Here is a 13,086-nt window from a genome sequence, read left to right as displayed (position 1 = left end):
CGTTCAAGCGGAGTTCGCGGCCATGCGTTCTTTGACGGCATCACAAATCATATCACGGGCCGTTTTCATATCCATCTTTCCCATGTTTAACACCAGATGATATAAACGCGGATTCTCAAAATCCGTTTTACCCAACCGTTTATACAGGCTGACCCGCCGCCGATCTTCACTTTCCACCGTACGCCGAGCCTTTTTTTCAGGCATATCGTATTGCTTCATCATGAATTTGACACGGTTTTCAAACTCATCCATCAACAGCACATGGATGGCGTCGGGATGATCGTTAAGGATGTACTGGCTTCCCCGCCCGATAATCACCACATTGCCTTCATCGGCGAACTGGGCAATAATCAGAACCAGATAGTCAAGATAGATCTTTTCATCCAGGTAGCCCCGCTCGTCGCCAAGCACTCGATCGATCCAGCGTTTGGACACCATGCTGGAAACAAGCCGGGAAAGTTTGCTGCCGGCTTCTTTTTCAAAGGATTCGACCCAATGGGTGGAAACATTGGCCTCTTTGGCCACACGCTGAATGATATCACTGTCGGCGAACGTGTAGCCCAAAGAATCGGCAACCATTTTGCCAAGGGTAATGCCGCCTGCGCCAAACTGACGCGATATTGTAATGACCGCCATCGTGCCTCCTCAATCTCGTTGCGGGTTAGATTCGTTTTTTTAACGGTTGCTCCGGTGGCTACCCCTCCTGGGGGGGGACGAGCAGCACCGGGAAAACCGATTTTTCCGTCAAGCCTTTACTGATGCTGGTTCCCCATCGGTCCTTCCACAGACGCTTTCCCGGAGAACCGGCAATGATCATGGATGATTGGCACTCCCGGGCCGCCTTGTCGAGTTCCTCGACCGTCTCTCCGACATAAACATGCGGTTTGGCCGTGATGCCGACATCCTCCAGTTCATCACACAAGGTTTCCAGCTTTTTGCGGTTTTCCTTGCGGGTCTTCTGGATCGCCATGGCAGAAGTGCCCTTGAGTTCCTTTTCGCTGGCCACATAGACCACATCGACTTCACGAATGACCGCTTTCAGGGCCTTCAGATAGTCAATGGCACGCCGGCTGGCATCGGACCAGTTGGTCGCCAGCAATGGTTTTTCAAACGGATTTTCGGCCAGTGGCCCCTTACGCGAAAGGTATTTATAGACCAGTACCGGCGTGGCGGAACGGTGGACAATTTCGGTAATATCAGAACCGGAATAAAGCTGCTCCAGCCTTCCTTTTTTTTCGGGACTCAACACGATCAGGTCCACCGTCTCTTTTTCGGCGGCCTGGATCACCTGAGCCGCAAAACTGCCCACGACAATGTAGACTCCGACCTCCATACCTTGCTCGAAAAGGGTCTCCGCCCAGTCGATGAAACGGATGTTGGCTTTTTCGCGAAGCCGTATCTCAGCGCTTTTCTCGTACCCTTTGCCCCTGCGCATGGCCACTTTCTCACGCTCAATAACATTGAGAAAGACCACATGGTTGAGGGCCGCTTTCTTCAGGTCCATCAGCGACTGCAGCGCATCAAAACGGAGATTGTTAAACCGGGTCACAAACAGCAGCTTTTTTATCTCCATGATATTTCATCCTTGCCTGCCAAAGGAATAAAATGGGCGCTTCGCCCGCGGGCCGGCTACTTCAAAAACTTTTCCATCTCCGCAGCCAGCTCATCCGGCTCGACCGGTTTTTCCAGATAGCTTTCCGGCTCGGGAACCGGTTTATCACCGAATTCCGTGAGGGCCTTCTGTGATCGCAGGAAGGTCCGCTTGGCCACGCCGGACAGCATGATCACCGGAATATCCAAAAAGGCTTCGTCGGATTTCAGCTCCCGGTAAAACCGGATTCCGCTCTGTTTGGGCATCAATACATCTAACAGCACCAGGTCGGGCTTCTCTTTCTTGACCAATTCGAGCCCGTCTTCGCCGTTTGCCGCCTCAATCGGTGTATAGCCGTTTTCTTCCACTACCGTTGCATTGAACAGTCTGACGTCCGGATCATCGTCTATAATCAATACCTTTTTGCTCATTGCAGGGCCTCCTATTAAGTTAATCACAATATTGAAAATGTTCCAAATTCATTTGTTGGCAAAATCGATAGCAAACGGGCCGGCTGGTGGCCAGCACGGCTGAAAAAGCCAAACCAAGGCGACGCGCCGGTCATCCACCGCCCCCGCATAAGACGATACGAATGCGGGCATATTTTCAGTTCGGGTTGACGGTCTTGGGCAGCCTTGCCGGAAAACGAAGGGTAAAGGTGGTCCCCTTCCCTTCCGTGGAGGTCACGTCAATGGTGCCTTTTTGCTCTTCAACCAGTTTTGCGGTCACCAGCAGACCGAGACCGGTTCCCTTGACCCCCTTGGTGCTGAAAAAAGATGAAAAGAGTTTGGCCTTGACTTCCTCGGACATGCCGCTGCCGTTATCACAGATATCGAAGCGGACCATGTCCCCGCCGTCTTCACGACTGGTGATCACCGTTACCTGGTGCTGTTTGTCCATCGCTGGATCAAAAATACACGCATCAATGGCATTTGTCACCATATTCATCAAACTGCGATGAACGCTTCGTGGATCCAAGACCATAGGTTCGATTTTCTCAGAAAGTTGCCTCACCAACCGAACGTCGTGATCCTCTGCAACCCCGCTGAGCAATTCGCAGACGTCCTCGGCAATCTCGTTGGGATGACACGATTCGTATTCCGGCTCACGTTCCTTGGAGTAGGAAAGCAGGTCCATCACCAGGTCCGATGTCCGCGTGATGTTCCGCTGGATCATCTCCCAGCCCTTTTTCAATTTATCGGCATTGTCCCGGTCCAGCCCCACATCCACCAGATAGCTGCCGCCTTTGAATCCATGCAGGATGTTCTTGATGCAGTGGGCCATGCCGGCAACGGTCTGGCCGACGGCAGCGAGGCGTTCGCTGTTGACCAGGTCCCGCTCCAGCCGTTTGATCTCCCGCAGGTCCTGGAAGAAACTCACCGTCCCCATGTTTTTTTTGTTTTCGCGCAATACCGACCCGGAAAATCTCACCGGAATCGTCTCACCGGTGCTGGCGGTGATTTCAGTTTCCGCCCAGGGTGAACTTGCGTTGGCATCGATAACGGCATCCGAATTGGACAGCAGCGTTTCCTGCACCAGCTGCGGCAGATAATCCCTGGCGTCTTTGACCGTAACCACGTCGTCGGCAACATAACCGAAAATCCGCTCCGCCCCCGGATTGAAAATGACTGTTTTCCAGTGTTCATCGGTGGCGATAATTCCTTCGTTGGCGCTTCCGATCAGTTTCGCCTGAAAGTTGGATTTGCGGATGATTTCGTCGTGTAGAATGGCATTTTCGATGGTGGCGCCGATACGGTTGCCGATGAGATCCAAAAGATGCAGTTCTTCGGCAGAAAAACGGGCGTTGGCCTTTTCAATGCGCATGACGCCAATTCCCTTGGTGTCCTTGGCGCTGATGGGAATATAAGCAAACGCCGTCGCCTCGGTCTTTCCGTTTTCCCCGTCATGGGTTTCGATATGATGGACCTGGGGCTTATCGGTACGCGACACCGTTTTGATAATTTCGGGCTCCTCCGCCGGGCCGGCCTGGCCATACCCCGGTTCGGCATAGCAGGCATTGAAATACCGCAGGTCAAAGCCTCCCGAATCCTCGGCCATATACAGGCAAACACTTTCCGCGCTTAAAAAGTCGCGGATTTCCAATACTGCCCCACCAATCCGGTCCTGAAGGGTCGTGGGGGCATTCAGGGCCGTGTAGATCGAACACAGGGTTGTCAATTCACGGTTGCGCAGGCGCTGCTCCTCCTGCGCCCGCTTGACTTCGGTGGTATCAAAAAGAGTTTCAATGGCACCGATCAGACTGCCGTCAGCGGCCTTCAATGGCGCAGCGGTAAACCAGCACCAACGGCCACCATGTCCCAGCCTGGGGAAAAAGACCTCCGCCTCGTAGCCCCCTTCGATCAGTTCCGATTTTTTACATCGGCCGCCGTAAAGATTCCAGATTTCATGCTCACTGGATTGATCGAGAATCAAATCCCCTATGGAGGGTCGCTCATTATCCCAGAACGGCGCCCACTGACGATTGGTCCCCACCATCTCCGAGGATGCATGGCCGGTGAATTTCTCCATGGCCTGGTTCCAGTGGGTAATGACATGATCCGGATTTAATACAAAGGTGGGAATCGTGCTGCCCTGAATGATCTGGGACAGGGTTCGCTGATTCTCTTCCAGCTTACGCGTATATTGCCGTCGATCGTTTTCAGCCTGTTTTTTACCGGTATTGTCCCACAAGGTTTCAATGGCACCGACCACGCTGCCGTCGGCGGCCTTGATGGGAGCGGCGGTAAAAAAGAGCCATTTGCCTTCATTACCCAGTTTGGAGAAAAAAACTTCGGCTTCGTAAGCCCCCTCGATCAGTTCCGATTTTTTCCATTTGCCACCGTAAAGATCCCAGACCTCTTCATCGCCTTTCTGATCCAGAATCACGTCGGCCATGGTGGGCCGTTCCTGATCCCAGAACGGCACCCACTGGCGGCTGGTCCCCACCATCTGGGCGGCCGGAAAACCGGTCAGGCGTTCGAGGGCCCGGTTCCAGTGGGTGATCAGGTGAGCATCGTTGAGCACAAAGGTAGGAATGGTGCTGCCTTGAATGATCTGACTGAGGGCCCGTCGACTCTCTTCGAGTTCACGGGTATACCGCCCCCGCTGGGCTTCGGCCTCTTTTTTCTCCGTGGTGTCCCAAAACGTTTCGATGGCACCCACGATATTGCCGTCGGCAGATCGGATCGGTGCGGCGGTGAAAAAGAGCCATTTGCCGCCTTTACCCAACTTGGGAAAAAAAACTTCCGCCTCGAAGGCGTCTTCGATCAGTTCTGATTTTTTCCATTTGCCCCCGTAAAGGTCCCAAATCTCATGATCGCTGCTCTGATCGAGGATAATGTCGGCCATGGTACGCCGTTCCTGATCCCAGAATGGCGCCCACTGATTGCGGGACCCCACCATGCGCAGGGCGGAGTGGCCACTCAACCGCTCCAGGGCCCGGTTCCAGTGGGTGATCACATGCTCCTGATTGATCACAAACGTGGGGATGGTGCTGCCCTGGATAATTTGACTGAGCCGGTGCTCGCTCTCCTCGATGCGCAGCATGTCCCGACGATGTTCGGCTTCGGCACGCTTGGTATCCGTGCAGTCCCACAAGGTCTCGATCGCCCCTACCAGCGTCCCGTCCGGAGCTTTGATAGGGGCGGCGGTAAAAATCAGCCAGCGGCCGTTATCACCCAGTTGTTCAAAAAATTCTTCCGCCTCATAAGCCCCTTCAACCAACGACGAGGGCCGCCATTTGGCACCATAATACTGACTGATCTCGCCGGTCTCATACTGATCCAAAATAACATCGGCCATCAAGGGGCGGGCTTTTTTCCGAAAAGGCTTCCAGTGCTGGCGGGTACCCACCATTTCGTCGGCTGAATAACCGGTCAGGTTCTCCAACGCCCGGTTCCATTGGCTTACGATATGATTCCGGTTGATCACGAAAGTGGGGGTGGTGCTCCCCTGAACGATCTGGGAAAGGGCCTGTTCATGTTCTTCCAGTTCTTTAACGTAGCGCCGGTTCTCCGCTTCGGCCCGTTTTTTGGACGTGGTATCCTGAAACGTCACGATGGCGCCAACCGCCACGTCACTGGTTCCTTTGATCGGCGCGGCAGTAAACCAGCACCAACGGCCGTTGCTGCCCAGCTTCGGGAAAAACACCTCCGCTTCATAGGCATCTTCGATGAAGTCCGATTTACGCCACTGCTCCCCGTAAAGTTCACGGATCTCATCCTCACTGCGCTTTTCCAGAATCACATCGGCTATGGAGGGCCGCTCGCTTTCCCAAAACGGCTCCCAATGTCGCCGGGTGCCCAACATTCTTGCGGCAGGATAACCGGTCAGCTTTTCCAGGGCCTGATTCCAATGGGTAATGACATGGTCACGGTCAAGCACATAGGTGGGAATCGCGCTGCCCGAAACAATCTGGGCCAGCGTCCGCTCGCTTTCTTCGATGCGCCGGGTATAATTGTGCCGTTCGACCTCGGCGCGGTGATTTTCGGTGTTGTCCCAAAGGGTTTCGATGGCGCCGATAATGGTTCCGTCCGAGGCCTTGATGGGCGCAGCGGTGAAAAACAGCCAGCGGCCATCGTCGCCCAGGTGATCGAAAAATTCCTCGGCCTCGAAACCGCCTTCCACCGTTGTGGAAGGCTGCCACCGGGAGCCGTAATAGTGGTTGATTTCACCGGTTTCCAGCTGGTCGAGAATCACATCGGCCATGATGGGCCGTGTATGCCGACGAAACGGCTTCCAGTGATCGTGGGTACCCACGATCTGATCCGCCCGGAAACCGGTAAGTTTCTCCAGGGCATGGTTCCAGTGGGTAACCATGTGGTCCCGGTCAATGACAAAGGTGGGAATGGTACTGCCCTGGATAATCTGGGAAAGGGTTTTTTCCTTTTCGTAAATTTCGCTTTCGATTTGCTTGAAACGGCGGTTGCGCTGCATCAGAATATCGGCGGTGCGGCGAAAACTCTGGTCAAGTTGTGCCTGGATCGTTTCAGGCGTTACACTTGCCGTTGTAAGAGCGCTTAAGGACTCTTCACGAATGGTTTCCAGTTTCAACAGATCCCAGAGAAAACGCGAGTCCTGATGATCAATCAGCGTAACTTCTGCCGGTTTGATCTCGGCAATGCAACGGGCCAGGTCCAAATCCCAGGTTACTTCGATGATCGTCTCAAGCCCATCCAGACGACAGATGTCGCGATAGTCCCGGCAGGTATAAATGCCCCGTTCACGGGCATAGATCATCCCCACCGCCTTATCGTTCAGATCAGCGACGCCCAGGACCTCCGGGCGCCGGCCGGAAAAGTGTTCGCCAAACAGATGCCGGAGCAACTTTTCACAAAACCGTCCGCCACCCACAATGGCGATTTTCGTATTTTCAATTTCGCGTATCATAAAATTTCGAATCGATCCCCTTTTTTTCTTTGTGTTGCTTACGGGATCAACAGCACCGGCAACTCACTCAGTTCGGCCACCCGATGGGATACGCCCCCCAGCCAGTATTCCTGAAACCAGTCCTTACCGGTGCGGCCCATGACGATCAGGGTCGCGCCATAGTCCCGGGACATTTTGAGAATGGCTTCCACCGTACGGCCCATGGCCAGATGAGGTTCAGCTTGGATGCCGGCCGCTTCAATCTCCTGGCAGTAATCCCGAAGCCGGCGTTCACTCTCGGCTTCAAGTCGCTGGACGGCCGCCGCTTCCAGATTTTTCGTCCGGCGCCGTCCCAACACGTGGGTAACACCAATTTTTTCCACCAGTGGTTTCATTGCCAGGGTGGCATCCAACGCCCGCCGGGAAGGATCCGACCAGTCGGAGGCCAACAGCGGCCGTTTCCAGATCTGTTCATTGGTCCGCATCAGTGACTCGCCCTGCCACTCGTATTGTACCATATATTTACTCATCAGTACCGGCACCGTACTGCGGCGCAACACATCCAGCACGTGCGTTCCCACGTAAACCTTTTCCATCAACGTCCGTTTTTTGCGCCCAACAACGATCATATCGGCCTTCTCCGCTTCGGCCATCTCAAGGATTTTCGCATTGGGCGCACCGATTTCAATACGCTGGGTAAAAATTAACTGGGAGTCGGCAATGGTCTGGATCCAGTCGTCGAAAGTCACCCGTGCCTCCTCGCGAAGGCGCTTTATATCCGCCTTCAAGGTGCCGCCATAGGGAACGAAGGCCACATCATCCCGCGGAATCACATGGGCCAGGACCACCTTTTTCAGGCCGGCCGTTTTCAATTGAAGAACGGTTTTCAGCGAATTAAAAGCCAGTTCCCTGAATCGGGTATGAAAGAGCAGGGTTTCAAAACGCATCCTCGGCCTCCCGTTCATTAAAAAAAGAAGATAAAGGTGACCACCGCAAAAGCGGGCAGCAGAAAAACGAGCGTGTATTTCAATATGTATCCGAAAAAACTGGGCATGGGTGTGCCGGCCTCTTCGGCGATGGAGCGAACCATAAAATTGGGTGCATTGCCGATGTAACTGCAGGCGCCAAAAAAAACGGCACCGGCGGAGATCGCCTCCAGGTAAAGGATTTTTTCCGTCATCAACAGCGGCACGGCCTGGGCTTCGGCCATCCCCGGATAATGACTGCCCAAAGCGGTATTGAAAAAGGTCAGATAGGTGGGGGCATTATCCAGAAAACCGGAAAGCGCCCCGGTAATCCAAAAGTAGTGAACCGGCGCCTTGACGGCATTGATCAGAAAGGCCAGATGCCCATGGGCGCCGGCTTTCAGAATCAACAGGCAGGGAATCATGGTGATGAAGATGCCCACAAACAGATAGGCCACCTCAATGATGGGAAACCAGGTAAAATCGTTGTCCTCACGGATCTCCAGGGAAGTCGTGACCATTGAAAAAAGCCCCATGGCGATCAGGAGGCCATCGCGAACCCAGTCCTGAATTCCCCGATGGACCCCCAGCACGTTGACGTGCCCCCAGTCAACCATACCGCTTATCAACACCGCGCCGATGATACCGCCCAAAAAAATAAAATTATGGATGCCCACCAGCTTCAGCGGGGTTTTTTCGGCTTCATCGGCGGGAACCCGGCCGGCTTCCCTGTGGAAATGGTAGCGGTCAAGAAAAAAATAGACCACCAGCAGCAGGCCGGAAACGGTCAGCATGTGAGGAAGAATATGCATGGTCCAAAAAAAAGAGACACCGTGCAAAAAGCCCAGGAATAGCGGCGGATCCCCCAGTGGCGTCAGTGAACCACCGACATTGGCCACCAGAAAAATAAAAAAGACCACCATAAACGTACGGTTTTTGCGGTAGTTGTTGGCCCGCAGAAATGGCCGGATCAACAGCATCGCCGCCCCGGTGGTCCCCATCCAGGATGCCAGCAGGGTACCCAGGGTCAGAATGGCCACGTTGACCAGGGGTGTTCCGCGCAGGGATCCTTTCAGCAGAATACCGCCCGATACCGTATAGAGGGACCACAGCAAAATGATAAAGGGAACGTAATCCGCCAAAAGAATATGGAAAATTTCATACATGGCGGTGCCCTTGTAAACAAAGAGAAAGGGAACCGCCATGGTCGCGGCCCAAAAACCGGAAACCTTGCCGAAGTGATGATGCCAAAACTCCGGGGCAAGGAGGGGAAACAGGGCGATGGAAAGCAGCATGCAGGCAAAGGGAACACAGCTCCACAAAGGCAGAATCGGCCCCAAATCCGCGTGGCCATGGGCCCCTTCATGAAGGGTTGCTTCGCCTTCGGGTTCCATATGTCCCGTGGCGGGATGGCTCTCCAGCGACGAATCCACTGCAAAGTCATCTATACTTATGTTTTGTTGTTGATCCGACGCCACCAAAACCGCCGGCTGGGCCAGGATGAAGAGGATCACCACAATCCACAGCAGAAAAACAATCGGGCGCCTACCGGGTGTGCTCATGGTTTTTCGGCCTCACAGCTGGAATCAGGGTCGATGCTGGCGTTGACCCGTGGTATAAAAAGAAAACTACCGGTCCGTGTTCATTAACGAACAAATGGGGTCACCACCCATTCGGAATATCATATAACCATTAGATATGAAATGAAATGTAGTGCATGCATACTACGGTTCTGCTTTTATTGTCAACTGGTTTGGCATGTCGCCAAATCGGGCAAAAAGGCGCTCGGCAAAGGATCGGACAAGGTGCGGACGAATCAGATGCTATCCAGATCCTCCAACACCACCTGGATGGACACGGCAAATCCGAGCCCTTCAAATTTGTGGGTCAGCCGTTTGAAAGTATTGATGCCGACCACATGACCCCGGGCGGTCACCAGGGGGCCGCCACTGTTTCCCGGGTATATCTGGGCATTGGTCTTTACGAACGGCCCCTCGAATCCGGAAATAACGCCGGAGGTAACCGAGTTTCTCAGTTGCACGGGATTGCCGATGGCATATACCGGCTCCCCCTGGGCAACCGCAAAGGGTCGTGGAGGTGAAAGAAAGGGGGTGATGTAGCCATCCACTTTTAACAGGGCGATGTCGTATGTCTCACTGATTTCAACCACATAGGCATAAAGGGGGGTGTTATCGGCCAGATGGATGGTAAAATTCTGGTTTAACGCCGCGAGACCGGCATCGACCCGCTGCTGCAGCCGGGCTGCCTCAAACGCCGAGTGTTGAGCGGACAATTTCTTTCGCGCGGCATCCAAGGATTGTCGGCCGGCTTGATATCGTTGCAACGCCTGCGCATAACGGGCTTCGTTGTATTGCCGACTGGCCGAGTCTGGCTGACTGTCCAGGTAACGCCTGAAGTCGTCAAGCTCTTTCCTGGCAGTTTGCAATCTTTTGGCCTGATTTTCGATCTGCGCCGCATGGCGCTTCAAGGCTTCGGCCTGGGCCGCCGTAGCGCGGTCCTGGATATTTCCCGGGCTGCTGGCCGGTCGGATCACATGCCTGTTGGTGATCAGGTAACCATCGGCCGTAACAAAAAAACCGCTGCCATGTCCGAACGCCGTTTCGACCCATACGGTGGCCAGGGTTGCCGCCTCGACACCGTTTTTTGGTGAAAACGCAGCCGTGAGCCGGGCGTTCAGATCATTTGCGGTGGAGCCTTCCGGCAAATTGGCGGCGCTCGTTTCAGGCCGCTGATCTGCCGGCAAGGCCGCCGGATCGTCGGTAAAATGCCAGACACCATCCTTTTTATACTGGTAGACGGTCGCCTGAACCGTTCCTGGGGAAAGACACACGGCGACACAACACCCAATCAGCATCACATTAATGATCCATCCTCGCATAACCACTCCACACCGTTACCAATTCAATCCAACCCGCCGTTCATGCATTGATCAACCACCTTGTTTCGGTATACAAAACAAGCTTGATTACGCCAAACCAATTTCCAAGTGAAGAAAATGGCAAATAATACTCACCCGTCCGGACTCGTTGAAATCCATGTTGCTGTACTGCTTTTCGGCCTGGCCGGACTTTTTGGCAAGTTTTTAGTTATCCCCGCATGGCTAATTGTCCTCGGCCGCACGGGCTATGCCACGTTGGCACTGGGTCTCGTGCTCATCATCAGCAATGACCGGCATTGGCCCAAAGATGGCCGTACCCTTGCCCTGTTCAGTTTGTTGGGACTGCTCCTGGCGATCCACTGGATCACCTTTTTCCATAGCATTCAAGTCTCCAGTGTGGCCATCGGCCTACTGGCCTTTTCCACCTTCCCGGTCTTCACGGCGCTGATCGAACCCTGGTGGTTCAATGAACGCCGCCGCACTATTGATATGGTCACCGCCTTTCTGGTGTTTGTCGGGCTGGTCATCATGGTATATCCGGCACCCTTTGGAGGCGCCGTGTTTTCCGGTGCCATGTGGGGAACCGCTTCCGGGTTCACTTTTGCGATTCTCTCCCTGCTGAACCGTAAATGGGTTCGCGCCTACCCCTCTGTAACGATCGCTTTTCTCCAAAACGCAACCGCGACCATAATCCTGCTTCCCATGACCCTATGGATCGATGTGGCTGTCAATGCGCAACAACTGGGTCTTCTGGCCATTCTGGGAATTGTCTGCACAGCTCTATCCCACGCCCTGTTCATCCGCGGATTGGCCTTTGCGCGTGCCCAACTGGCTTCGATTATCGCCTGTCTCGAGCCGGTCTACGGAATTGTTTTTGCTTACCTGTTGCTCGGTGAACACCCCGGCCTGCATACCCTTGCCGGGGGGGGGATAATTCTGGTAACCACCTTCCTGGCCATGCTCCAGCGGGTCAGGGTTTGACAATGGGCCAAGGGTATGAAATCCAATATGCACCCATTCGGTTCACACAAAATCGTACTGCTCAAAATAACTTTGATGGAGAATACAGACAAATGGACACCAACACCGATGTCGTCATCGATTTCATTACCGGCCAATCCGTTCCCAACGTGGGGGCCGAGGCCAACCGCCAACAGGTGGAGCGCTACCTGGTCGAGAAAAAGGGGTACGGACTTGATGAGATCGCCGTGGACAAGCCCATCGTTGTTGAGATCGATGGGGATGTTTATCACTCGGCCGTGGATCTGGTCATAGAGATCAATGGCCGGCCCATGATGGCCATCAAATGTGCTGCCGGGTCACTGGGCTCCAGGGAACGCGAAATCATCAGCGCCGCAAGACTGCTGGCCACCTCACCATTGCCCCTGGCCGTGGTTTCCGATGGTATGACGGCCACGGTTCTGGATGTGGCCACGGGCAAGAAAAAAGGTACGGGGCTTGACGCCATTCCCCATCGTCAGGAAGCGCTCACTCTTGCAGACACGACGACGCTGCCCCCCATTGCACCCGAGCGACTGGCCAGGGAGAAGCTGGTCTTTCGCTCCTACGATTCCATGAATGTCAATGTGCAGCCCAGAGGGGCATGACAGCCGGGGATCGATTTATCCATCGAACCCGTCAACCCCCGCCAGTTTGTCGGAAAAACGCAGCAACGGCCCACGCCGTTGCTGCGCGTAGCATCTCAGCCGCGCCCACCATGCATCCCCAATCAATACCTGGTGAATGGAATAATCCCGGGTGTCGGTGATTCCATCCCGTTCGATCTGCTCGATGCCAAAATTGCCGTAGGCAGGCCCCAGCAACATGGCAGCGGCAATCACGTCGATGGCGTGTTTGCGGGTCAGAACGCTGCCATATAGTTTGGCGAGGGCCATTGGCCGGCTGTCGTAACGAAGTGCTCTGGCGATGCCGACCATCCTGTTAACGGTAAAGCGATGTAGTTCGACAGGGCAGCCGAAATCCCGTTTCATCAGCGCCAACGGCGGATTGCCGGTAACCACCAGCAGATCGATGTCGTTGGGCGGACGGTCTCCCGGATCGCCGGCCAGGTGACGTGCCAGGGAACCAAACAGGAGCAGGGCACGGGGATAATATGCCTGCATGTCGATCTTGATTCGCGAAATGGCGGTAAGCATCGATTGCAGACGGTCCATGGAGTTTGCCATGGCAATGTCCCCCGTGAATCATTGAACATTCTGGCCAGGGTGAACAATCATCGGTAAAACGATGGATATAATGGAATG

Annotated in this window: 10 protein-coding genes; 2 read left to right on the top strand and 8 right to left on the bottom strand. The window is 54.3% G+C overall.

Going from position 1 to position 13,086, the window contains the following annotated elements:
- Positions 1 to 3: 3 nt before the first annotated feature.
- The 7 genes from GN112_RS20350 to GN112_RS20320 form a co-directional block, all read right to left on the bottom strand.
- Entirely contained in the window at positions 4 to 636 is a 633-nt protein-coding gene (locus GN112_RS20350; RefSeq protein ID WP_155311898.1) for a cytidylate kinase-like family protein, read from the bottom strand.
- Between the two features lie 58 nt (positions 637 to 694).
- Positions 695 to 1,573, bottom strand: a complete 879-nt coding sequence (locus GN112_RS20345; protein WP_155311897.1) for a universal stress protein — start codon at positions 1,571 to 1,573, stop codon at positions 695 to 697.
- A 56-nt stretch (positions 1,574 to 1,629) separates the two neighbouring features.
- Positions 1,630 to 2,022, bottom strand: a complete 393-nt coding sequence (locus tag GN112_RS20340) for a response regulator (protein WP_155311896.1) — start codon at positions 2,020 to 2,022, stop codon at positions 1,630 to 1,632.
- Positions 2,023 to 2,197: 175 nt separating this feature from the next.
- On the bottom strand, positions 2,198 to 6,979 hold the full coding sequence (locus GN112_RS20335; protein ID WP_155311895.1) for a PAS domain S-box protein: 4,782 nt from the start codon (positions 6,977 to 6,979) through the stop codon (positions 2,198 to 2,200).
- Positions 6,980 to 7,017: 38 nt separating this feature from the next.
- Complete coding sequence (locus GN112_RS20330) at positions 7,018 to 7,905, bottom strand: universal stress protein (protein WP_162459045.1); 888 nt, start codon at positions 7,903 to 7,905, stop codon at positions 7,018 to 7,020.
- A gap of 17 nt (positions 7,906 to 7,922) precedes the next feature.
- The gene (locus GN112_RS20325; protein WP_231717079.1) at positions 7,923 to 9,485 is read right to left on the bottom strand and encodes a sodium:proton antiporter; all 1,563 of its coding nucleotides are present in this window, start codon (positions 9,483 to 9,485) and stop codon (positions 7,923 to 7,925) included.
- 254 nt (positions 9,486 to 9,739) lie between these two features.
- The gene (locus GN112_RS20320; protein ID WP_162459044.1) at positions 9,740 to 10,798 is read right to left on the bottom strand and encodes a S1C family serine protease; all 1,059 of its coding nucleotides are present in this window, start codon (positions 10,796 to 10,798) and stop codon (positions 9,740 to 9,742) included.
- Between the two features lie 141 nt (positions 10,799 to 10,939).
- Here GN112_RS20320 and GN112_RS20315 point away from each other — a divergent pair, with 141 nt between their 5' ends.
- Together GN112_RS20315 and GN112_RS20310 are read left to right on the top strand one after the other, a co-directional pair.
- Positions 10,940 to 11,803: a DMT family transporter gene (locus tag GN112_RS20315; RefSeq protein ID WP_155311892.1), complete on the top strand. Its 864-nt coding sequence runs from the start codon at positions 10,940 to 10,942 to the stop codon at positions 11,801 to 11,803.
- Between the two features lie 92 nt (positions 11,804 to 11,895).
- On the top strand, positions 11,896 to 12,429 hold the full coding sequence (locus GN112_RS20310) for a type I restriction enzyme HsdR N-terminal domain-containing protein (RefSeq protein WP_162459043.1): 534 nt from the start codon (positions 11,896 to 11,898) through the stop codon (positions 12,427 to 12,429).
- A 15-nt stretch (positions 12,430 to 12,444) separates the two neighbouring features.
- On the opposite strand, the gene GN112_RS20305 is transcribed toward GN112_RS20310, so the two are convergent.
- Complete coding sequence (locus GN112_RS20305; RefSeq protein ID WP_155311890.1) at positions 12,445 to 13,008, bottom strand: nucleotidyltransferase domain-containing protein; 564 nt, start codon at positions 13,006 to 13,008, stop codon at positions 12,445 to 12,447.
- Between the last annotated feature and the right edge of the window lie 78 nt (positions 13,009 to 13,086).

The organism is Desulfosarcina ovata subsp. ovata (genome assembly GCF_009689005.1).
In the GTDB taxonomy this organism is placed as follows: Bacteria; Desulfobacterota; Desulfobacteria; order Desulfobacterales; family Desulfosarcinaceae; genus Desulfosarcina; species Desulfosarcina ovata.
The sequence above is the reverse complement of the archived record's forward strand: the minus strand, read 5'-3'. Positions and strand labels throughout refer to the sequence as shown.

What these genes read in the sequence shown, in the direction of transcription:
- GN112_RS20315 (WP_155311892.1), top strand. Translation starts at nt 10,940, where the DNA reads ATGGCAAATAATACTCACCCGTCCGGACTCGTTGAAATCCATGTTGCT.
- GN112_RS20310 (WP_162459043.1), top strand. Translation starts at nt 11,896, where the DNA reads ATGGACACCAACACCGATGTCGTCATCGATTTCATTACCGGCCAATCC.
- GN112_RS20320 (WP_162459044.1), bottom strand. Translation starts at nt 10,798, where the DNA reads ATGCTGATTGGGTGTTGTGTCGCCGTGTGTCTTTCCCCAGGAACGGTT.
- GN112_RS20335 (WP_155311895.1), bottom strand. Translation starts at nt 6,979, where the DNA reads ATGATACGCGAAATTGAAAATACGAAAATCGCCATTGTGGGTGGCGGA.
- GN112_RS20350 (WP_155311898.1), bottom strand. Translation starts at nt 636, where the DNA reads ATGGCGGTCATTACAATATCGCGTCAGTTTGGCGCAGGCGGCATTACC.
- GN112_RS20345 (WP_155311897.1), bottom strand. Translation starts at nt 1,573, where the DNA reads ATGGAGATAAAAAAGCTGCTGTTTGTGACCCGGTTTAACAATCTCCGT.
- GN112_RS20305 (WP_155311890.1), bottom strand. Translation starts at nt 13,008, where the DNA reads ATGGCAAACTCCATGGACCGTCTGCAATCGATGCTTACCGCCATTTCG.
- GN112_RS20325 (WP_231717079.1), bottom strand. Translation starts at nt 9,485, where the DNA reads ATGAGCACACCCGGTAGGCGCCCGATTGTTTTTCTGCTGTGGATTGTG.
- GN112_RS20340 (WP_155311896.1), bottom strand. Translation starts at nt 2,022, where the DNA reads ATGAGCAAAAAGGTATTGATTATAGACGATGATCCGGACGTCAGACTG.
- GN112_RS20330 (WP_162459045.1), bottom strand. Translation starts at nt 7,905, where the DNA reads ATGCGTTTTGAAACCCTGCTCTTTCATACCCGATTCAGGGAACTGGCT.